This is a genomic window from Neolewinella aurantiaca, assembly GCF_008014675.1.
In the GTDB taxonomy this organism is placed as follows: domain Bacteria; phylum Bacteroidota; class Bacteroidia; order Chitinophagales; family Saprospiraceae; genus Neolewinella; species Neolewinella aurantiaca.
This window is the reverse complement of record NZ_VOXD01000001.1, coordinates 206993-230844: the sequence shown is the minus strand read 5'-3', so window position 1 is coordinate 230844 and position 23852 is coordinate 206993. Positions and strand designations below refer to the sequence as shown.

Sequence of the window (23852 nt, the reverse complement as noted above, 5' to 3'; positions counted from 1 at the left end):
CTCAGACCTGCGTTCTTACCAGTTTCAGGACGTCGTAATCGTAGGCCCCCTTGAAGTGATTCCGGAAGTCGCTCAACGACAGCTCCGGGTGCTCCTTCATGTAAGGCAGGATGGCATCCACGGTCTCCTGGTCTACTAGTTCTGCGAGGGGTAATTCTCCTTGTTTGACCCAGTGGGTGAGGTGCGTGGTGATCGTGCTCCGGACCAGGTCCCTCAACTTAGCGATTTCCTCTACCGTCTTTCCTTCGCGGAAAAGATCAAGTGTCACCTTGCGGGTATCCGCCTTGGCGACGGAGAACAGGTCGGTCTCTGCCTCGTCTCGTTTGTCCAGGTATTCGCGGACGATCTCGATCAGCGCCAGACCAAACTCCTCGAAGCGCTTCGGCCCGATGCCGTTAATGCGGAGCATAGATTTCTTCTCCGTTGGTAACAGCGCAGCTATTTCAAGCAGGGTCCGGTTGTGGGCGATGTTGTAGGCGGGCACTTCCCGCTCTTCGCTTACGGCCTGCCGCCAGTCGGCAAGGCGTTGGTAGAGTTCGGGATGGGCCAGATCTTTCGGCAAAATGACCTTCTTCTTCTCTGGCTGCGCAGCAGACTTCTTCTGGTCTTTCTCAAAATCGATCTCAGCATTAGCGCGGGCAGTCAGGTAGGCTTTGGGGTCGAATCCGTTCTCGAGCGTTGCGAATCCCTTGAGTTTTTTGAACAGCTGGCGGATGAGCTCGTGGGAGCGTTCCTCAACTTGCATTTTCACCGATTTATTATCGGTCATCACCCCAAACATCGCCATGGCGGGCAGGAAGTCTTCGGCGAGGAACTTGGTGAAATAGCCCCCGGCTTTTTTCAGCCGATCGGTCAGTTCCGGGTTTTTACTCGGCAGCTCGTCGGCTTTACCGTACCGCTCGATATGACCGATGAAGCCATGACCGACCTTGATTGCCTTAGTCTGCAAATCTTCCTTCATCTTCCAGAACTCCCCGTGGGCGTCGCCCTGGATGGCGCGTTCGTGTTCGAAGAGCGCGCGGTGGAGCTGGTTGGCGGCGTAGTCGGCTTCCTTAAAGGTAAAGAGTTCTTTGAGGCAATCGATCTCGAACCGACGCCGATCTGCCCGCAGGGTTTCCTCCGTCGGCTGGTTTTTCTCCGCGTGGGCGGAGTAACTGCTCACGATGGCGTCGGTCTTCACCGAAGCATCTCCGATGCGGGTGCGGAGAACGATGCCCTCGAAGGTGCGGCAACGCGACAGGGCCACGTACACCTGGCCGTGGGCGAAGGCCGCGCCCGCATCGATCACGACTTTATCGAAAGTAAGGCCCTGGCTCTTATGGATGGTAATGGCCCATGCCAACCGCAGCGGGTGCTGCTCGTAGGTGCCGACCACGTCTTCCTCTACCTCCTTGTCTTTATTGAGGCTGTATTTCCGGTTTTCCCACTTCACGGGTTCAACGATGATGGCTCCTTGCCCGGGACAGCGAACGGTGATTTCGTCGCCGTTGATTGCAGAAATGGTCCCGATTTTACCGTTGAAGTATTCCCGCACCTCACCGGTATCGTTTTTGTTGAACATCACCTGAGCGCCGACCTTGAAGGTCAGTTCTTCCTCGTTGGGAAACATCGAGGCGGGGAAATCTCCTTCGACAACGGCTTTGAACTTACGGGGCTTTGCATCGAGTTCTTTCAGTTTCTCCTGGTTGATTTTCCGGGCCGTATTGTTGTGGCTGGACAGGGTAATATAGCCTTCTTCCTTGTCGGGACTGAAGTTCTCGACGTAGCGGCTGTTGAGTTGGTCCAGTACTTGCTGGTCCATCTTATTGTTACGAACCTTATTGAGCAGGCCGATGAATACATCATCTTGCTGGCGGTAGATGTGCTTCAGCTGAATCACCTGGGCGCGGGCTTTGCGCAGGGCCAGGCTGGCGAAGAAATAGCTTGTTTTGTAGACTTCGCGCATATCACGCCAGTCTTCGTCTTTCACGACTGGTGGCAGCTGGTGGAGGTCACCGATCATGAGTAGTTGTAAGCCGCCGAAGGGTTCCTCGCTGCGGCGCACGTAGCGCAGCACGGCGTCGATCGCGTCCAGCATATCAGCGCGGACCATACTGATTTCGTCGATGATCAGCAGATCGAGCCCCCGGATCAGGTCTCGCTTCTTGGCGCTGAAGCGGCGTGTTCTGACCTCGGTTTTCATTCGTTCCGGCATCAGCGTCCCGAAGGGAAGCTGGAAGAGGCTGTGGATGGTCACCCCCTTGGCGTTGATGGCCGCAACGCCGGTTGGTGCCACAACCGCCATGCGTTTTGGAATTTCAGACCGGACCTTGTGTAGAAACGTTGTTTTCCCCGTTCCGGCCTTCCCCGTCAGGAACAGATGGCGGTTGGTTTGGGCGATGTACTTGTAAGCTAATTCTAGTTCGGGGTTGGATTGCATAGTCTGTTAATCTGGGCGCGGGCGCGGGTGCAAAGAACGGTTTTCGGAGGCCATTCTTCAACTTTAAAGGACGGATTAAAAATAAGACCGGCCATCTTTCTCTATGGCTGGCTAAAAAATACGGGTTTGGATACCCGCAAAAAAGGCCCGGAGGGCCGTCTTCCGGACAATCGAAAACGATGGGTTACTCCCCCGTCGCTACGAGAAACAGAGCTCTGGCCCTTACACAATTTAGCAAACCTTGCAATTCAACCGTCCCCGGAACCTGCGTCCGCGCCGCCTCTATGAATTCCGGTAGTTTCGTCGATTACCTGTTTACCGGGACGTACCGAAGAAAGCGACTGTATAATTTTGCTACCACGAACCTACCCACGCTCCAAAAATCAGCCTTCCTATGAAAAACACGCCCATACTCCTCTTTTTGATCCTTCTTCTCATCAGTTTCGCAGTAACCGCCCAGACAGAAAACGTCGTTTATCCCAGGCCTTACGATTCAAAGCTCTCCGACGTGTACATAAGTGACAGCGGCGAAGGCCTAGCGGTAGGTTCCTGCGGCGTCATCCTGAGTACTACCGATGCAGGAATGAACTGGGACCTTGTTTCCGACGCCGGTGGCGGCTGGGATTACACGACCGTCGCCTGCCCCAACGACGACTGCAGCAAGGCCGTCATCATCGGCGACAATATTATCCTGCGCCGGCAACCAAACGGCAGTTTCACTACCGAAATCGACGAAATGTTCACCGACATTTTTGTCATTCATCACCTCACAGGCGGCGTGCTCGTCGGCGACCGAACGTTCAATGGCTACATCCGCAGCGGCGATGGAGGAGTAACCTGGACAGAAATGACCCTTACGGGAACTCCAAACCAGGACAACCGCATGTCTTTTGTCAATAACACGCTAACCGGCTATTCCTTCAATACGGAACATGAACTGCTGAAAACTACCGACGGTGGGCTGACCTGGGCACCTACCGGATTCGTTAACACGGATTCCCACCTGAATATGCACTGGCGCACCGAATCACTCGGCTGGGTCAGAAACGGATCGAGAGAGCCATTTCAACGTACCACCGATGGTGGCCAGACCTTCACTACAGTACCTACCGACCTGCAAACACGCCTCTACTTCCTGCAGTCCCTTTCCGACGACCACCTCGTTGGCCTGGGCTTCGTCAGTGAAGTATTCGAAAGTACCGACGGTGGTACAAGCTGGTCACAAATAAGCATGGGCAACGCCAATGGAACCCGGCCCAACTTTTACGGGAATTTCCACCGCCGGGGTGATGAGTTTTTCATGCCCGGAGACGGCTCCCAGGTCTTTTACTCCGCTGCCGGCTTCCAGGACTGGGAAGGCCTGATCAACGACGGCCGGGGCGGCAGCGGCCCAATTTCCTTCTTCAACGACGATATCGGCATCGTAACCGGCCCCACCAGCTTCATCATCAAAACCGAAGACGGCGGTAATACCTGGGCACCGCTGGTGACCAACAGCCCCAACCCCAACGCCCCGGTCAGCAGCATTGACTTCCGCAGTGAAAACGAATTTGTCCTCTACTACGGCAATGCTTACCCCCGGATTACAACAGATGGCGGAGCAACCTTCGAACAGTATTACGGCGAAGAGACCGGCATCAGCCAGGGAGAATCGGATGTTTTTCATAACTACGACGACGGAAGAATTCTCGTTATGGGGCGCTTTGATTATGCTATCTCCAACGAAGACCAAACTTCCTGGACCGTTAACACCCATGGCTTTGAGCGTACCATTTACGACCTCCACTTCTCTTCCCCTTCAATCGGTTATGCCGTTGGTGACAAACTTATAGCTAAGACCACCGATGGTGGCCTGACCTGGACAGAACTGCCGCTTCCCGAATTTCAACAGAACTCTATTTGGGAGAGCGTTCATTTCTATGATGACAACCGCGGAATGATCGGAAGAGCTAACCGCGAGGGTTTCCTCACCACCAATGGTGGCCAAACGTGGACCACAAAAGGTGCTGCCGCTGCAGGTATATACGCCTTCGATTCTACCAGCGGCACAACTTATAGTGTCTCTTATGAAACCGGAAACAATGGTTACCTCAACCGGAGCACAGACCTGGGTGAAACCTGGGAGCGCGTCTCCTACATGTGCGCAGCGGGCAGAGCCATCGCTCTGACGCCCTCCAACCAATTTGTCTTCTTGGGTGGAGATGGTGCCCACGTCGAGAAGCACCGGACAGCAGACCTGACAAGCACCCGGTCTACCCCCCGTGCTGTAGCAGACCTCCGCCCTTTTCCTAACCCAACCAGTGGCAGAATCAGCCTGACACTTCCCCGCTCTTCATCATCTACTCTGATTTCAGTTTACTCGGCCGAAGGCAGACAGGTCACGGTATCGACAGTTCCTGCAGGGACAGAAATCTTCGACCTCGACCTGTCTGGCCGAAGCCCTGGCATTTATTATTTACGCTGGTTGGATGCTGCCGGCGCGCAGCACACTGGTTGCTTTGTGTTGCGGTAGCCAGTAACTGGCTACCAGCGGGAAACCGAAAAATCAATTGCGTTTACCAACGTTTAGCCTCCCTGAGACGGTCTTACCAGCAAAGACCAAAACCATGAAGTACGCATTTTACCCCGCTTTACTGTTTTTCCTGGTTCTTCTCTCCTGCGAGAAGGACCAGCCGATTGTTCCTTCCGAACCGGAACGCAATCCTGATCGTCTCGACTTTCAGGCACCTGTCGTTGGCCAGTCCAATACTTTTGAGATTCGTTCTTACGAATGTGGCGAAGAAATTCCCACAACCGGAGGGGACCTTGAACTGAGTATTACCGCCGTAACCGATGAGGAGATTCAGTTCACCGAAAGTACCGGAAACGGTACGCCCTTCGTGTTCTCCGCGCGGCGCGCCGAAGGCGCGCTGGTCATTAGCCCTGAAGACCGGCAGCAAAGCCAACTGTTCTACTTCTACGGTTCGGATACTTTACGTCTGAGCGCTCCACCGGTCGTTGAGGTCACTTATCAGGACTGTGTTTTCTACAACGACGGTGAGAAGTTCACGGGCGACTACGTGGCCAGCCTCCCTTATCTGGAACTGGATGGAAAAACCTTCACCGATCAAAAGGTGGTGAGTTGTGTCCCCGTGGTACTCTCCCTCGATGGCTACTTGTTTTACGATGAACACGGCCTTTCGGCGTCCATCACCGTCACTGAAGGTGGCTTCGGCGAGTTGACCACATCCACCACGGCGTATTTATTAAAAGCCGAAGGAGAATAATACGGCGCAAACGCAGGTGCAGGGAACGTTAAAGGCCCGTAGGTCACCACCGCAAACAAAGAACGGCCTCCAACTTGCGTTGGAGGCCGTTTCGATTACCGTGTACCCGGAACGGGGGTCGAACCCGTACTTCCTCAATGGAAACTGGATTTTAAGTCCAGCGCGTCTACCAATTCCGCCATCCGGGCGGTACGTCGGCAAAGGTACTCCTTTAACTGAATTTTGCAAGCGTCCTTTTTATTTAGCGCTTTGCATATTCCAAAAGTTGCAGGATTGGTTATTACTGATCTATCGCTTTATCAGCTTTCGAACGATATGTCCGGAACCTTTCTGGTAAAAGTGTAAATAATAAACTCCCGAAGCCAAATCTCCGGTATTAACCCTAAGTTCTTCCGCCGCCATCGTAAGGCTGAATTCAGATAGTGTTCGGCCCAAAGCATCGATAAGAACGACCTTGAGGTTGCTGTCTCCTCCCGGGTATTGAACTGTAAGCTGATCGTTTACCGGATTAGGGTAATACCGCAGGTTTCGGTTCCAGAGAGGTTCATCGTTTCCGGAAATGACATCGGGCAGGCCACAAGGAGAGTTCTGGAGTGTATCCGGAGCGGCTCCGATAGCGATGTAATCAAAGTACAGGTCATTTCCGGGGAAGTTGTCATTGTTCTGGTCCAGATAAATCCATGCATCAAGCAGATCCGATTGATCGAATCCGGCAAGGTCCGTTTCAGAGAAGGTATACACCAGCGTGGTCCATGCATCCAGCGTTCCGTGTATAGTTTGGGTCATTACGTTAGTGCGGAAAGAGGGACTTCCATCTCCAGACCGAAGTACAACGGAGAGTGGCATATCCGCAGCACTACGCGCCCGGACGTAAACATTTACTTCGCCTTCCAACTCTTTGATATCTACTCCCTGCTCCGACACCGGGTTGATGACAAGCGGACGAAAAGCCTGCAACGGGGAGTTCTCCGGATCAGTAACAGAGACCATCAGTTCTTCACAGTCTTCGTTTACCGTCAGGCTTAATCTTGCGGCTTCCGTCCCGGTGAAAAGGCTGGCATTGTCCGTTTGCCACTGTTCAACAAAAGTCGAAGGCTCTTCGGAGGTGGTACAGGGAGAATTCCGGGCTGGATCTACCGCCCCGCCAATAGCGATGTGATCAAACTCAATGAAATTTCCGGGGAAGTTCGGTACACCCCGTTCCAGGTAAAACCAAAAATCACGGATATCGGCGGGGTTCAGGCCTTCGAGGTCTTCGGCCGTGAAGTTCACCTCAAACTCCGACCATTCAGCCAGGTTTCCTGGAACTACAATCTCCTTCAGGGCCGTCCGTTCGTCCGCAGAGCCACCGCCTGACCTGAACAATAATCCTACGGTTACGGTACCCGCCGAGCGAACGCGCATAGAGACCGTCATCCGGTCCGTCAAATCTGTTACCTGATTCCCCTGGGCATCGTTCACGCGAACGGCGTACGGGAAGTACTCTCCTAATGGGTTTTCTGCCGGGTCGGTTACCGTCAGGATCAGCGTTTCACAAGTGGTATCAATCGTGAAAGTGGTGGAAACTCCCGCCGAGCTTTCGGTATTGATGCTGATCAGGGAATCTCCCTCAAAGTAGTCCGCGAAGAATGGATCGTCCGTTATGCCGCCGCCGTCGAGAGAACAACCGGAATTTCTGTCACTGTCCGGCGCTCCGCCAACGGCGATGTGATCAATGTAGAGTTCGTTGCCGGCGAAGTTGTCTGTGCCCCGGTCCAGGTAGAACCACAAATCACGGATATCGGCCGGATTAAGACCTCCGAGGTCACCGTTCTCATAGGCAATGGTTACCTCGGTCCACATACTGTCCCCTCCCGGCACCTCAAAGGATTTTAATTCAGACCGTTCATCGGAGGTTCCACCTCCGGACCGGAAGAGGACGCTGATGGTCATTGTTACTGCTGAGCGTACCCGCATGGTGACGTTGAGGTTGTCCGTCAGGTCGGTCACCTGATTTCCGGCAATGTCCCTCACCCGGTAGGCATAAGCTGAGAAGCCCCCCAAGGGGGCATTGGCCGGGTCGTTAATGGAAACCCGGAGGGTTTCGCAGTCTTCATCCAATGTGAAGGTGCTTACCGTTCCCGCTGAAGTCCCTGTGTTGATTGAGGTGAGGGTATCTCCCTCAAAGTAATCAACAGAAAGTGGCTCTACCTGAGCCTTCAGCGAAGAAATAAACAGTGAAGTGAGAACGAGGACTGTAAAGCGAAAAGCATTGATCGATTTCATGTTATTCTACTTATTGATATGAGCATAATAGGCGGAAGGCGTCGTAAAGCGGACACCTTGTTTTTTGAGGTAGCGCACGATTCTTTTAAAGCGCCGAAACCTCTTTGGAGAATCAACCCAACTGCGTGGATGTCCCTGAATTATCAGTAATGGCTCGGTCCGGTTTTCTTTAAACCCAGCGCGTAGCTTATCTACTCTGGGAATATGTACCGGATACTCGATGTTGACTGCGTGAATACGCTTAAAGACATGCTTTTCCGTTGGAGCTGAAGTTTCTTTGTACATCCAGGTAGTGATGTCTCCGAGTTCTGCCAGAGCCCTTATGGTCGAAGAATCGGTGTTGTTGTACGGAGCGCCAAAACTCAGAAGTGTAAGACCGAGTTTTTCCCTGGCCAGTTGCTGTGTTTTCTGCAGGTTATCGAGTTGGTAAGCGTAACTGGTACCTCTGAACTCCCGAACTTCCTTCCCCGCAACCGTAGGCCGGCAGTGACAGTATCCGTGGTGCCATATTTCGTGCCCTTCGGCGTGCCGGCTTTTGATCCAGTTTATGTATTCCTGGTCACCTTTTTCTAACGAGTTACCGATCAGCCCGATGGCCCCCGTTACTCCCTCCTCATTCAGGAAGTCCATTACCTGTTGCCAGCCAGGATGTACCAAGCCGCTCTCGTTTTTCAGGTCATCGAGCTTCAGGATTACCTGAGGCGAATCCTGCCCCTGCAGTGGCCAATAAAAAGCCAGTACTACAGCCAGGAAATAAATGCGGTTTCTCATGATTTGCTACTTGATTATTTTAGCTATGAATTTTCGACCGTTTGCTTCCCGTCCCTGGACGATGTAGAGTCCGGAGGGCCATCCCGACGTATCCAACTCCTGTGAATTCTTCACCTCCGCGATTACCTGGCCCGCAGCGTTGTGTACGGCCAGGGACGCTAACGGAATTTCCGTTTCGATAAATAAGCGGTTAGTCACGGGATTCGGGTATACTCTGACACCCTCCGCTACGAGGTCAGAAGCAGATACCGACAGGCTGGTAGTTACCGGATTAGAGAATGGTGAAGGACAGTTGGGTCCCGTTGCATAAACCCGGTAGATCAACTCTCCTCCTGCCGGATTTTGGTGGACATAGCTGGTTGTATTGGCCGGCAGTGATGTTACCTGGCTAAAGTTTTCTCCGCCATCGGTGGAGTATTCTACTTCGTAACCGTTTTCGCGGCTGGCAATATCCAGCCAGTTCAACTCGATGCTATTTTCTCCGGTAACAGCCGTCAGCCGGGCCGGAGCATCCGGAGCGACACCGTTCAGTTTCCGCCGGGCCAGTTGTGTCTCGAACAATGAGGAAATCAAAGGGTCCTGGTTGGTTTGTTCTACATACCCAAGGGGTTTGATGAACATTCCGATGTTATCGACGAATGCTTTACATCCCACCGCATAGTTCTGCCGCAGAGGAGGTTTATGCAGTAAAATGTACCGCAACGGAGGCATAGTAATATTCCAGGCGACACTGTTGGTTGCCGACCATCCGTGTCCGGTTCCAAAGCTCCCCCGGTTGTACAGGCCAAGCAGGGTAAAACCGCGTGGTTCCAAAAAGGTGATATTATCGAAAAGCAGCCCCTGGCTCCACCGCCGGTGTCCTTCGCTGGCGTTGTAATCTCCGGTCGTCTCTCCGTCGTGAAATACGACTCCCCCAACACTACTCGCCCCGTTGGAAGCAAAAGTATGCCGGCCGTCTGAGGCGGTATTATCAGTAAACAAAACACTACCCGACTTACTGCCTACCGTGAAATTGTACCGGCGCGCTCCGATGATCGGAGAATGAGGCTCGAGCGCAGCACAACCAGTTACCGTGAGCCGGCTGGTTACCCGGGTATCGACCAGAGCGAAGCTGAAATGCAACGCCGTTACGTTTTTCACCCAAACGTCTTCCGTACCAATAAACTGGATTCCGTTTTTAGCGTGGTTCTCAACTTCTTCTCCTTCAGTGACGATGTCTATCCGCAGGTTCTCGACGCCAATGTTTCGTCGGATACCAGGCTCGTCCAGTACATATATTTCTGCCTGCGCCAGTGCGCGATCAAAATGATCGAAAATTGGTGCATCGAGGGTGATTTTCCCTTCGGGGATATTGACGTCGGTGATGTACCGGTTGAAGTAAATGTCGATTTCGCCGGGTGTCCAGGGAGCATCTACATCGGTGGCACCGTACTCTACGGAGGCGAGCCAGTCGTCGGTACTGGGATGGTAGACGATCACATTGTCTCCGACGCTGTAAAGCTCGGCTCCCGCTACCTCCAGCGAACGGGAACCCGCCGGCAAAAACGGATTAGTGATGGCCGACCGGGTTCCGGGTACAGCTCCCGTCCAGTTTACACCGGGGACGTCCCCAACGGTGATTATGTCCCGCATTACCGGTGTATCCCCGAGGCCACGGAGAATGGTGTTCGTTGACGGATCCGCGCCCTGCCCTGATCCGCGGAGCACCACGCCGTCTTCCTGAATATGAAGCGTCCCTTCAATATCGTAGACTCCCGGATTAAGCAATACTGCTCCTTTAACCCCGTCTGCACCTGCGTTCAGCGCCGCTACCTGATCAATTGCCGCCTGAATATGTGCAGTATTGTCTCCTTCAATGGCATCTAATGTTACCCGAACTTCGGCATCAGGAAGCGGAACATCACCGTTCCGGTACCCTACATGACTGAAATCCGGCAGGTAATTGTTTTCGGAATCCGCAACGTATCGCAGGCACCCTGAAGCATCTTCATAAACCAGTTTCGAGGCGGTCTGCGCGGCCAATTCTTTCCCGTAAGCAAACAGAGGAATAACAAAAAAAGCATAAGCAATGGTTTTAACCAGTGCCGGGCCATATTGGCCACGCAATAAAATTACATTCATAAAAAAAGTATTATGGATGATACATTCTCAGCATTCTGAAACCACCCCGATTAATTTAGCTATTACTTCTTATACCTATTTATGAACCTTGGCTCTGATGAGTCAGAATCGGCGAAAATCATTACTCGGCACCTCTGTTGATCGTCAGATAAGAGCCTTTGAAATCCTGGTTACGGGCCTCGAATACAGCGTAGCCCTCAGCGGGTTGCCATTCTATCGCTGCCTGGCCGTTTGCCATTTCCACCACCCGACTGCGGGTCGGTGTCCCGTAGTCGACAAGCAGTTCCCCGGCACCGTCGTGGCTGAAGTAAACGCGCCCCTCATAATCGAGCACCCGCAATCCGTTTTCGTCAACCATAGTGGCTTGTATCAGCTCGTTTCCATTGGCCAGGGCCCGGTGAGACAATACGATTTCCTTCGCTGTCCCCCCCTTTTCGTAGCGGTAGTTAATTTTCAGCGTATCACGGGCAATAACTTCATCCTCCTCGTACCCCAGGGCGATCAATTCATTGGTTCCCGGGGCGAACAATACCGGCCAGTGTAAACCGGCGGCGGGCAACTCCCCCACTTTCCGCTTTCTGGTCCCCAGGCTCATTCCGTTGTGGATGAGTTCCACATCCGTGCAATTGCTGTAAACGCTTATTTCGCGCGCCCTGCCTTCAGGTCCGCTACGTTCCGTCCAGGTGTGTGATTCGATGTAGGTGAACGGATCGTCTGACCAATAACTCTTGAAGACGTAGTAAGCATCTTTGGGCTTACCGGCCCTGTCAACGAGGCCTTTTTGATTCAGGTAAGGGATCGGGTTTTCCGGCCGGAGAGGCGTCCCGAAATCTTTGAAAGCCCATTGGGCATTACCGGCAAACCAATCTGTACTTTCGCTCACGCTGAGGTGCCAATCGAATAAATCGACAATGTAGTTTTCGGTCCAATCCCCCTGCTGGGCGATGTTTTTAACGTCCAGTTGGTTGATCGACTCCGCCCATTCGTCGGCGTCCACCACGCCATCGCCGGTGATCGGGGTTTCAGTATGGCGGCCTACATGACTCGACCCGCCGTATTCCATGTGCAAAAAGGCGGGATAAAGCGAACGTTGTTTTTCCAGCGTAGGCAGATAGTTTTTGTATACCCCTGCGTACCAGCCGGACCAAATAGACGGCGAGAAAACGTCCACCAGATCAGCACCATCGTAATACTTTCTGATGGCCGTAAGGCGCCCCGGATCGAGGGCGTGGGCACGGTCGTTCAGTTGGGTGAGAAATGCATTCATTTTTTCCGGATCATCGCCGCCCGGGAAATCGGGCAGCCAGTAAATCTCATTCCCGAGCGACCAGAAGAAAATGCTCGGATGATTGAAATTCTGCTCTATTTGCTCAACGAGTAACCGTTCGGTGTTTGCCTGCCACTCGGGGCCGCCAAGACCGCCACGGCACCAGGGCAGCTCATCCCAGACAATAATGCCCAGAGAGTCACAGGCACGGTAAACTTCAGGATCCTGAGGGTAATGCCCGAGGCGAAGAAAGTTTACGCCCATGTCTTTCATTTGGGCGACGTCGCGCAGGTGCAGGGTATTGTTAAGGGCAGCTCCGAAGCCGGCGTGCTCCTCGTGCCGATGGGTGCCACGCAGTAATAGCCGTTTACCGTTGAGGTAAAAGGGTCCGTTCTTTTCAAAGTGGTAATATCGGTACCCGAAGGTTTCGGTTACTTCGTCCGTCGGTTCTCCGTTCCGGATCAGAGTAAGCCGTAGTTGGTAACGATCAGGTTGATCCGGAGACCATAGTTTTGGGTTCCTGAGAGAGGGAAAATTCAGCTTTATTTCTTGTTGCCCATTCGCAAGTTTCACCCTTTCATAGCCTACTTTTTCTCCCGTTGATGGATCGATCAGTGTTCCCTCCAGACGAAAGTCTCCGGACTGAAGGCCGGTAGAAATATGAACGACAGCATTTGTTTCAGCTTCCTCGTCTGTCACCTTTGGCGTACTTACAGCCACCCGCTCAATGTGAGATACCGGAACGGTCTTAAGCCATACATCCCTCGTAAGACCACCATAAATGAAAAAGTCAGACTTCTGAGACGGGATGAGGTTTGGATCGTAGCCATTGTCCACCCGAACAGCTATGTCGTTGAACTCCCCCGGCCGGGCAGCTTCCGTCAGATCTACTTCAAAGCCGAGGTAACCACCTACGTGTCCGCCTACTCTTTTCCCGTTGCAGTACACATCGGCCTTTGTGTTGGCTCCTTCGAAATACAGGAGTATCCGGCGATCTTTCATTGAGGGGATAAACAGGCTTTTTTGATACCACGAGGCGTCTCTGCGGTAACCTGGCAGGTTGTCTACGGCATCCCACTGGTTCCAGGTATGCGGGAGGTCAACCGTCTCTCCCCCACCCCTGAAGGCAGAACTATCAGGCAACCGGGTATTATTCCCGAAGTATTTCCACCCCTTGTTTATGTTTTTCAGGGTACGCATTTCTGCTCCGGTTCCATTCTGAGGTATGATGGATACAGTAGCCGAAATGGTATACCCTACCAGGAACAAGCCGAGCACCAACAGAATTTTATCTAATCTCATGTTATTATCGTAAAAAATCATTGATATTATTAATTATCGGGTCAGGGTTTGCTCGATGTCTTTGAGCCTCAGTAGTGCTTCGATGTAGTAGTAGTCCGCATAAATAATGGGCACGTCGACTTCTGAGTTACCCGGTTTACTTCCGGTACTGTGGTCCAGGAGGAAAGGCGCCACATCCGATTGGTACTCCGGTAGCAGCAGGCTATCCATGATGGGATCCACCCATGCCAGGTATTTGTCCCGTTGGCCTGGGTCACTGTTGTACAGTGCGAGCAGAGCAGAAGCAGCAATAGTTGCTGCGGAGACATCGCGGGGGGCATCAGGCCCGGTAGCATCGAAATCCCAAAACGGGATGTTATCTGCGGGCAGATTCGGGTGGTTGAAGAAGAATTCGGCAATATTTCGGGCCTGCTCCAGAAAAACCGGTTCGCCCGTTTCTTCGTAGCACATTGCAAACCCATAAAGGGCCCATGCCTGGCCCCGTGCCCAGGCAGATTCATGCGCCTTACCCTGGTGGGTATGCCGGTTACGGACCTCCCCCGTTAGGGTGTCGTAGTCGATTACGTGATAGGAGCTGTAATTTGGGCGGAAGTGATGCTCCAGCGTCGTAAGAGCGTGTTGTCGCGCTACTTTTGCGAAGGAGGAATCACCGCTTATTCGCGTGGCGGCGAAGAGCATTTCGAGGTTCATCATGTTATCGATGATTACGGGAAACTCCCAGACGTCAGCGTTAAAATCCCAGGAGCGAATAGCTCCGACAGTAGGATTATATCTTTTGATCAGAGTTTCGGAAGCCTCCACAATTACCTGGCGGTACGGTTCTGAAGGTTCAACTTCCAGGCCTTCACCAAAACTGCAGAAGATTTTGAATCCCAGATCGTGGGTATGGGTATCGTGCTTTTCTTTTTCCTCCAGGCTAGTCCACTGCCGGGCTGCTGCAAGCAGCCTTTCGTCTTTGCTGTGCCGGTACAGTTGCCACAGCATTCCGGGGTAGAAACCACTGGTCCAACTCCTGGAGGTTGTTTTTTCAACGGCTCCCTCAGGGGTTCCTGCACGCGGAAAACCTGCTGCCTGCACGGGAACATGCTCTAGATAAGCGACACTTTTATTGGCTAATTCATTGAGTCTTTCCTCAGTACTCTTGGGTTTTTCCATCTGCTTGGAGATGGGATTTGCAGGACCGCAGCCTACAAGCAGCAGCAATAAGCCCAGCCAGGGGATTAATTTCATGGTATGGAGGTAATATTCGTGATCGTCGAAAACGGTAGTAAGGGCAGAAGAAATGAGCCCTACGTACCGGCATTCAACAGTTTACTTGCCGGCACCACTTTTCAACTTATGAAACAGTAGTACCAGCAAGTATTTACAACTGATTGATTATCTATCAGTAACGCGACAAACAGGTTTATTGAGAGACAAATTTCAATGACTGCTCACCCTGTCGGGTTTGCAGGCGGGCAACATAAATTCCTTTAGGCAAAGTACCGGCGGGCTGCCAGTCGACGCGTTGGATCCCGGCAGCCTGATTAGCATGGTGGATTACACTAACTTCGCGGCCTACGGCGTCGTAGATGGCAATCCTTACCGGACCAGCCTGGGCTAATTCGTAAATGATCGTAGTAAAGGCACCTACCGGATTCGGGCTGAGGCTGAACTTCAACTGACGGGTGAGCTCGGGCGCATACGTATCGGTAGAAAGTTCGGAGCAAAAATCCACCGCACCTACGGCTCCACCATCTGTAGCCGCAGTAGCTGAAATTGCAGTAGCAGGATAACAAGGAGAAAAAGTCGAGAAATCGAAGAGGTTACCGAAGTCGAGCGGTGTTCCCGCCAAAGAAATATCTTCAACGATAAAATCGTACATATCCGTTGCTGCGGGGTTAGCGTAAACATCTTCGATGTACTCCAGGATGCTTGGCGGTACGGCTTCAAGTTCTACTACTTCCTCGAAATACGTAGAAGGAGCACTGGCCCCCAGGTGCTGAAGGATCAGGTCGCTGTACACTTCCGGCCGGCTTACGGAGTCGATTGAATTGAACAGGTCAAGTACATCCTGAGTGTAGTAAATATTATTTGCGGCGAATTCCAGGTTTGCATCGTCATACAGGGTGTCCAGGGTGAACACCTTGAAAGACTCGTTATCCGGCTGAGTCTGCTCATCGGTAAAGGCCGGGGTGCTTCCCAGCAGGATCGGGTTGCGTAAAAGATTATTAGTGATTTTGACTGTTTTTGCCAATCCGAATTGGAAGCATCCGTGGCGGCCTACGTGATTGAAGATGGTATTGTGGTCAAATTCAATGTAATTGTGAGGCTCTACACCACCCTGGCTGCGGAGAATCCGGTCAGCAATATTGTGGAATACCGACTGGGTAACGACCAGCGAGTCGAAAGCATAGTTCCGGCCGTCAATTCCCCGGCCATTGCCCTGGAAGATTTTTCGGTTTCCACCGTTGCGGAAAATACTGTTATTGACGTAGCAGCGGATGTTATTGGCGTTAACCTGCAGGAAACCTCCCCGGTCTTTTTCGATGATACAGTGATCGATGACTACTTTAGAGTTTTCGCCGTACAGACGAATCTTTCCCCAGTCGTGCTGCGCACCTGGTCCTCTTTCTCCGGCGACAACCCAAAGGTTACGCAGGGTCATGTCACCTTCCGGCCAGAATACATTGGGGTAAACACCAGATGAATTCGGGATGCGGGTAATTCGTGGCTTATTTTCAGTATCCGTCAGGTCCTGTGCCTGAATTTGAAGCGGCCAATCAGGTTTGTTCACGATTTGGCGGCGAACGATGTATAACTCTCCGTTCTCAAGGGTGTAAATGGTGTTGTTGTCTGTCCGTTCTCCGGTGGCAGTCGTATCGCCCTGGATGATGGTGTAAATATCCACCGGTTGGTTTGGATCAGGGTTGGCAGGAATGTGGACAATGCGCTGGGCCGTGAGCGGCAGCAGACACAACAGGCACAGGATGCCAAAAGTGAATCGGGTTAAATTTTGCATACGAGTCTAAGTATTGAGTTGATTAAAAAATGATAAGAATACTGGGCGGGCACAACGGCTGAGGCTTAGTCAGAGAACTTTCCCTGCACCTGCGTTTGCGCCCTTACGGAACATGCTGCAGCCGGAAGAAAAACCTTGCGGCGGATGAGCTACAGTTTGTATTGTGCACCGATGGTGCCGGTCATCCCGTAGGTCTGAATACTCGAAATGAAGTTTTCATTCCGGATGTAGGAGATGTCCTGCTGATTGGTGACGTTGTTGAGGTTCAGAAAGAAACTGAGGTGGTCGCCCACTTTTTGCTTCACGGAAGCATCCCAGCGCCAGAAGCTCAGCGAGTAGCGGTCGAAATCTTTGTTTTGGCTGTATACCGAGGCTTTTGATCCCTGGTAGATACCGGATATTCTGGCGGAGAATTTCTTGTAATCGTAGCCTACCGACAGGTTCAGGTTATCGGGTACCTGGCTCGGCATGGTTACCTGACGCGCGTTACTTTCGTATTCCACCCTGAAGAACGGGAAGAAATAAGTCTGAGAGGTGAGGAAGTAAGTCGTTGTTTCAGAAAAGAGACGTGCGTAGTTCACATTCACGACCAGCCCATTGAAGGGAGCGGGCAGAAAGTTCAGGTTCGTCTGGACGTCGAATTCGAATCCGTATACTTTCGATTCCGGAAAATTCGAGTAACTGTTGAGCAGGTATTCCTGGTAATCAGGGAAGCCTCGCTCTTCCGCTAAACCATCAACCAATTGCAGGGACTGAGGAATGAAGATATTGTCGATATTCTTATAAAATGCACCTACAGAAATCAAGCCAAGCCCACCTTTATAGGCTGAAACCGAGAGGTCGAAGTTCTCGACCCGCATATGGCGCAGATTGGGGTTTCCAGAGTTTATGACAAGACTGTTGTCGTTGATCTGTGTGCGGGGCGTTATGTAAGAATAATCCGGGCGGGCCAGGGTTGTTGCGTACGAGAACCGGACATCCAGCCAGTTTTCAGGCTCGTACTTCAGATGGAAGTGGGGTAAAAATTCTCCGTATTGCTGAAAGGTGGTCGTATCCTTATAAAAGCCTTCCACGCCGGCAAATTCGTTGGTGATGGAGGATATTCCCGAACGGTATTCATTGTCGGAGTACTCGTAACGAAAACCAGGGGTCAATGACAGCTTTTTACCGATGTTGATTTTTGCCATCAGGTAACCAGCCGTTACACTCTCACTTACCCCGAAATTATCTATTCGTGAGTTGCGGTTGATGTTAAGTATGTCTTTCTGCTGATTGAACCAGTCTTCGACCAAAGCATCGTTAAGCACTACATCGAAATCAACCTGTTCTCCCTCCCGGTTCTCGAAGTCGATGGTTTCGCCAGCCTCAACGAAGTTGAGCAAGCTTATCTGCTGAGGATTAGCCTCTGAAAAGATGAGTTGTCCGTCGTAGGCATCCCGGGCATCCCTTGTCACTTCTCCACCGAGGTAATAGAAGTTCTCACCTAATGAAAAGACTTCACGCTCACGCTCGATAGACCGGTACCGTCCACCTGCCTTGAGGTAACCATTGATCTTGGGGGAAGCCTCAAAAGGAAGCTTGAGGTTCAGCGCAAATTCCTGATTATTTTCCAGGGTTTGCTTAGCCTCGTTTTCGTTATTGTTCAGGTAGGCACTCCGTAAATCAGGGTTCGCGGCGTCGTAATAATTGGCGGGGTTCCCTGTACGGTCCAGGCCGGAATCAAAGGGTTGTTGGTCATCAACTATTTGCAGCGTAAAATCGTAGGGAGTACCCGTATTTGAGCGGGAAGCAGAAGCCACCCAATCGACGGAGAGTTTATTCAGGCTGTGCACCCCGGTGAATGTCCCCATGAACAGGTCCAGGTCTGTCTTGATTCCGTTTGCATTATACTCTATACCATTGGAGGGGGCGTACCTGTTTTGCAGGATAAACTGATCGCGGCTCGTATTGCTGTACAGACCAAAGAAGCCGAAGGAAGATTTCCCGACGTCGTAATCGAGATTCACACTTGCGTTGTTTCTCCGCCGCTGCTCCGCGCGGTCTTCCAGCCGAAGGTTGGAACCGAGAATCGAAGTAGCACCTGTCTCTGGATTGGTTTCTCCCTGAGACCAGCCGTACGTGATAATGTCACCGCCCCGGTTGAATTGCTCGACGTTGGCCTGTGCAACAAGGCCAACCTTGTTCTTGAGGAAACGCTGGCTGTACTGCAGTACTCCTTTATAGTCGCCGAAATAACGGTTTACATCGTTATAGCCCACCAGACCACGTACAAGAAGCGAACGCTCTTCGGGTGCTTTCCTCAGGCGCAGGTTTACTGTACCACCTACCGATTCTGCGTCCATATCTGGCAAGGGCGATTTATACACTTCAATACCATCCAGGAGTTCAGGCGATATCATGGAGAGGTCTACTGAGCGATCGTTGCCAGCGTTGGCCGGCAGGCGGACACCATTTACCGTAATAGCGTTGAACTTGGGCTCCAGGCCCCGGATGACGACCTTCTGCCCTTCTCCCCCGCTACGATTGATGCTGATACCGGGAAGGCGAGCTACAGCCTCTGCTGCATTGACGTCAGGAAGTTCCTGAATTCGGTCGGCACTGACAATATTTGCAATAGACTCGGCATTCAGTTGCTGGTTGATGGCTTTGGCCTGCCCCAGCGCCTGGGCGGTAACCAGCACTTCTTCTCCGACAACAGAAGCGAACGAAAGCGCGACATCCTGAACGGTTACTTCTCCTGCGGCGACCGATACGGTTACCTGTTTTTCTTCGAAGCCTAAAAAGGCATATACGATTTGAAGCTCTCCTTCAGGCAAATCATTGAGGACGTACTGCCCGTCGATATCAGACACTGCTCCTTTGGCGGGATTACTAAGTAGATAGACACTCGTTCCTGGCAGTGTGCTGCCGTTCTCGGCATCTGTGATTGTCCCTTTTACCAGCCCCGCCTGAGCGCTTACACTGGTTAAAAGGCAGAGGAAGGCGATTAATTGGCCATATCGTTTGAGCATAAAATAACAGTTTGCATGATCGAAATAAACAAGCGCCGTCCCTTTTAAGGAGGGTTGTCCGGCTTGATGGTAAATGTAGGAGGAGCCCGGTAACGAAAAGTCCAGAAGAACCGTGACAAAAGTCTATTTCGTAACTATAGTCAGTAAACACTGGGGTTCCAGGCCAAAATACGCGGAGATTGTGAAGGAAAATTCCTCCCCATTTTTTGAAACCGCGCAAAAAAACACTACTTGCCCCTCATCCTGAACTCCGTAGGCGTCGCCTCAAAGTACTGTTGAAAGCACTTACTGAAGTACCTGACGTCTTTGAAGCCAACCTGAGCGGCAATACGGCTTACCTGAAAGTCGCTGTCAACAAGCAGCTGAGCCGCTCGCTTGAGTCGAAGTCCACGGAGAAACTTATTCGGCGTTTTGCCGGTAAGAGCTTTTAGCTTGGTAAAGAGCAAGGCTCTGCTCACCGCCAGTTGCCGGGCGAATTCTTCCACCTTGAAGTCTGAATTGCCGATGTTCTCTTCCGCGATCTCCAAAGCCTGTTGGAGAAAAGCTTCGTCAAGCGTAGTTACCTGCACGGGGCTCGGATCAAGAGACATCACCTTCCCGAAGCCTTCCCGAAACCGCCGTCTGGTCGTCAGCGTATTTTCCACCCGCAATCGGAGTTCCTCGGGGTTGAAGGGTTTTGTGATGTAATCATCGGCTCCCGCCCTGAGGCCGCCAATCTTGAACGGTTCGATGGACCTTGCGGTGAGCAGAATCACCGGAACGTGGCTCGTGGAAATGTCCTCCTTTATGTGCCGGCACATCGTTTCCCCGTCCATCTCCGGCATCATCACATCACTGATGACCAGGTCAGGCTGCAGGGAACGGGTTTGCCGAAGCCCCTCCTGACCGTTGGGAGCACAGACCAACCTGTAATAGGGTTTAAAGATGTTTTCCAGGTAGGCGCTCACCTCCGGATTGTCTTCAACGATAAGTAGTAAAGGCTCTGAAGACTCTCTACCCCGCTGTTTACCAGCCGGAGACTTACTAACAACAACTTTGCCGTCCTCGGAATCCGGCACTGCCAGCGCCGGAGACTGTATTTCCGTATCCGGAACATTAGCGAACGCAATGTGAGCCGTTGGTCCAAGCGGTAACCGGACAATAAAACGAGTCTCGACGCCCGGCTCGCTCTCTACCGTTATTTTCCCATCGTGAAGTTCCACCAACTGGCGCGAAAGCGCCAGTCCGATACCCGACCCGGCCCCGGTATTGTTCCCGGCGGTAGAATGATCTTCGTAAAAGCGTTCAAAAACGTGCGGTATGTTCTCGGGAGAAATCCCCCGGCCTGTGTTGCGCACGGAGACCTCGAACCGGGCATTCACCAAAGATGCGCACAGCGCAACCCTGCCTCCCTTCGGGGTAAAGGTGAAAGCATTGGACAACAGGTTGAAGAAAACCTTATCCAGCTTATCCCGGTCAAATTCAAAGTAAAGCGAGTCTGTCTCTACTTCCCACAAAAAATCGATGTTCTTTATCCTCGCGGTTTCTTTGAAAGACAGAAAGATATCCTTCAGCATAGCGATAACATCCTCCCGCGCGGTATTGAGCGGCGCATGGTCTGCCTCCATTTTACGGAAAATCAGAATCTGATTGACCAGATTAAGCAGACGTTTGGTGTTTCGCTCGATGCCAACCATCCTCTCGTAGTCGGAACTCTCCCGGTGTTTCTGCAACAAGTCCTGAAGTGGTCCCAAAATCAACGTAAGCGGTGTGCGGAATTCATGGGTGATGTTAGTGAAAAAACGGAGTCGCGATTCATGCGCTGCTTTCTGCTGTTCTTTAGCGATTCGCTCCAGATCGAGCCGGTGACGAAGCCTGACGAAACGGAACAACCCGTATACCAGCCCTATGACCAGAATGCTGTACGCCAGGTAAGCCCACCCTGAGCGCCACGGCGGTGGCAACACCTTAATACTGATCGTTCTTTCCGTGTTGTTCCAGACACCCTTGCCGTTTGCTCCCTTTAAACGAAAAACATAATCCCCGGACCGCTGTATCGTGTACGTTGCCTCAGACTCTCCCCTGCTGAAAGTCCAGTCCGGCTCCAGCCCTTCCAGACGATAGGCGTACTGGCTGTTGGCGGGATCCAGGTAATCGATCAGGGCAAAACCGATCGAGAAATTGGCGGAGTTGTAGTCAAAAACCAACTCATCGGTATAATTCAGGGCTTGTTGCAAAAGACCATCCTCGGAAATAGGGACTTTTCGGTTTGCGCGCTTCAAATCAGTAAACACTATCGTTGGTGGCGTGGAATCGGGCCGGAAATTTTCAGGAGAAAAGACCGTTAGCCCCTGCAAACCACCAAAAAACAAATCTCCGGATCCGGCTTTATAATACCCATTGAAGTTGTATTCCAGATTTTGCAGGCCCGCTGCTATCGAGAAAGCCGTAGCGTGCATGCTTTCGGGATCGAAACTGACAATTCCGTTATTTGTGCTCAGCCACAGCATCCCCTGGTTGTCCTGAAGGATACCGAATATGCTATGCCCCGGCAAACCATTGACCTCCGTGAACTGGAGCCAACTGAAATCATCCGGATCAAGGACAAATAGCCCATCGTTCAGGGTACCGGCCCATATCTTTCCGTCTGCGGCCTCAGTAAGTGAGTACACCCTTCGTCCCTGCAGGAGGCGCTGAAAGTGAGGTGTACTTCCGCCACCATCCACACGCAGATTAAGCCCGTTCTCGGTACCTGCCCAAAACCGGCCTTTACTATCGCGTAGTAACACCCGCCCCTGGTTAGAACTGAGCGAGGTGGAATCTAATCGTATAGTGCTGAAGTTTTCGAACTCTCCGGTTTCCAGGTTAAGCATATCCAGGCCCGCCCCGAAAGTCATTATCCAGAGTCGGTTCTCTTCCAGTAACAGATCGTACACGTTGTTGCTGCTCAGCCCGTTTTCCTTTCCCTCTTTATACTGGTATTGCTGCCATTCGTTTACATCCGGTTTGAAGTAGTTCAGGCCGGCATCGAATGTACCCACCCACAGGCCTTCTCCGTCCCAAAGCAATGATTTCACGTTATTGCCGCTGAGTGAGTTACGATTGTTTTCCTGATGCAGGAAAGCTTTGAAGGTGTTCGCTTCGTAATCGAAATAGTTGAGCCCACCACCTTCCGTACCTATCCAGAACTTGTTGCCTCCTGTGCCTACTATGTCACTGACGATATTGTTACTAAGAGATGCCGGACTTCCGTCCTGACGGTACTGCCGGAAATTAGCAAGATTGGGGTGATAATAGCTCACTCCGCCGTGATACGTCCCGGCCCAAAGCCCACCCTGCTTATCGATGAATATTTTGCGAATGGAATTATGGCTGAGGCTCGCCTGGTTGCGGTCGTCGTGTAGAAAACGTTGAAAAGCGGTCTCGCCGGCCACCAGTCTGTTCAAGCCCAGGAAGGTACCGATCCAGATGTTCCCCTTTGCGTCCTGGGCAATTGTTCGTACGTTATCGTTACTCAGTGAGGTCTTCTTGTTTCGGTTGTGCCGGTACACTACCGGGGATGCGCCGCTGTCGGGCCAACAGAACAATCCGCTTTTCTCCGTTCCTGCCCAGAATTTCTCCGAGCGATCAAAGAATACTACCTGTATTTCTTCTTCAGCCGGGGCCTCGGGATATGTGAGAGCTACTGTTCCGCCCTTTACTATGTGCGGTACGCCCGCCATGGATTCCTTCAGCGCAGCCAGCCCCGTGGCGGTACCCAGCCAAATCCGCCCCTGTTTATCTTCGGTTATACTATGCACCGCGGGAGCTTTTACTCCCGGCGCAGGCGCTACCTGCCGGAAACTGTCCGTTTCCGGATCATACAGATCAAGCCCGGCTCTCGTTCCTACCAGAAGTCTTCCGCTACGGTCTTCATAGATGGTCAGGATGTAATTGGAGCTCAATCCACTTACTCCGTATTTATAGTTCGTGAACCGGTTGGTAACCAGATCCAGTCGGCTTAGCCCTTCCAGCGTACCGATCCACATTGCCTTTCTGCCTGCGTCAAAATACAGTGCACGCACATCGTTACCTACCAATGTGTTTTCCTCGCCGTGTTTGTGATGATAAAGGGTAAAGTTATACCCATCGTAGCGGTTGAGGCCATCACGGGTCGCAAACCATAAGAAGCCCTGGTTGTCCTGCGCTATCGAAAAGACAGAATTTTGCGACAGTCCGTTCGACTGGCTGAAGCGGCGAAAAACCGCTTCTTCAGGTCCGATTGCTGCAAGCTCGATGTTGACGACAAAGCACAACGACAGGCTCAGCATAATTTTGACCCACAAAAATTTCTCTCTCTTCACTTTCAATAAAAGTAACTATTTCTGAATTTTATCGCACAGAAACGGATTAGGGCGCGGCCGCAGGTGCAGGGTGAAGTTAGTAACCCTTCCTCAGGAACTCCAGCTTT

General features: G+C 52.0%; 11 protein-coding genes and 1 tRNA gene. 2 read left to right on the top strand and 10 right to left on the bottom strand.

Annotated elements, in window-relative coordinates:
- Window position 1: 1 nt before the first annotated feature.
- Complete coding sequence (locus FUA23_RS00905; protein WP_147928817.1) at window positions 2-2419, bottom strand: helix-turn-helix domain-containing protein; 2418 nt, start codon at window positions 2417-2419, stop codon at window positions 2-4.
- A gap of 394 nt (window positions 2420-2813) precedes the next feature.
- Here FUA23_RS00905 and FUA23_RS00900 point away from each other — a divergent pair, with 394 nt between their 5' ends.
- On the top strand, window positions 2814-4931 hold the full coding sequence (locus FUA23_RS00900; RefSeq protein WP_147928816.1) for a YCF48-related protein: 2118 nt from the start codon (window positions 2814-2816) through the stop codon (window positions 4929-4931).
- 94 nt (window positions 4932-5025) lie between these two features.
- Window positions 5026-5685, top strand: coding sequence for a hypothetical protein (locus tag FUA23_RS00895; RefSeq protein WP_147928815.1), 660 nt, complete (start codon window positions 5026-5028; stop codon window positions 5683-5685).
- 103 nt (window positions 5686-5788) lie between these two features.
- On the opposite strand, the gene FUA23_RS00890 is transcribed toward FUA23_RS00895, so the two are convergent.
- The 9 genes from FUA23_RS00890 to FUA23_RS00850 all read right to left on the bottom strand — a co-directional run bounded on the left by FUA23_RS00890 (window position 5789) and on the right by FUA23_RS00850 (window position 23745).
- Window positions 5789-5873 (bottom strand) — tRNA-Leu (locus tag FUA23_RS00890).
- A 100-nt stretch (window positions 5874-5973) separates the two neighbouring features.
- On the bottom strand, window positions 5974-7950 hold the full coding sequence (locus FUA23_RS00885) for a T9SS type A sorting domain-containing protein (protein WP_147928814.1): 1977 nt from the start codon (window positions 7948-7950) through the stop codon (window positions 5974-5976).
- Between the two features lie 6 nt (window positions 7951-7956).
- A complete protein-coding gene (locus FUA23_RS00880) occupies window positions 7957-8721 on the bottom strand; it encodes a DUF2334 domain-containing protein (protein ID WP_147928813.1) in 765 nt (254 codons plus the stop codon).
- Between the two features lie 6 nt (window positions 8722-8727).
- Complete coding sequence (locus tag FUA23_RS00875; protein ID WP_147928812.1) at window positions 8728-10842, bottom strand: T9SS type A sorting domain-containing protein; 2115 nt, start codon at window positions 10840-10842, stop codon at window positions 8728-8730.
- A gap of 121 nt (window positions 10843-10963) precedes the next feature.
- On the bottom strand, window positions 10964-13411 hold the full coding sequence (locus tag FUA23_RS00870) for a glycoside hydrolase family 2 TIM barrel-domain containing protein (RefSeq protein ID WP_246143959.1): 2448 nt from the start codon (window positions 13409-13411) through the stop codon (window positions 10964-10966).
- A 33-nt stretch (window positions 13412-13444) separates the two neighbouring features.
- Window positions 13445-14641, bottom strand: a complete 1197-nt coding sequence (locus tag FUA23_RS00865; protein WP_147928810.1) for a glycoside hydrolase family 88 protein — start codon at window positions 14639-14641, stop codon at window positions 13445-13447.
- A 175-nt stretch (window positions 14642-14816) separates the two neighbouring features.
- On the bottom strand, window positions 14817-16412 hold the full coding sequence (locus tag FUA23_RS00860) for a T9SS type A sorting domain-containing protein (protein WP_147928809.1): 1596 nt from the start codon (window positions 16410-16412) through the stop codon (window positions 14817-14819).
- Between the two features lie 149 nt (window positions 16413-16561).
- Window positions 16562-19423, bottom strand: coding sequence for a TonB-dependent receptor (locus tag FUA23_RS00855; RefSeq protein ID WP_147928808.1), 2862 nt, complete (start codon window positions 19421-19423; stop codon window positions 16562-16564).
- A gap of 227 nt (window positions 19424-19650) precedes the next feature.
- On the bottom strand, window positions 19651-23745 hold the full coding sequence (locus FUA23_RS00850) for a hybrid sensor histidine kinase/response regulator transcription factor (protein ID WP_147928807.1): 4095 nt from the start codon (window positions 23743-23745) through the stop codon (window positions 19651-19653).
- Window positions 23746-23852: the final 107 nt, after the last annotated feature.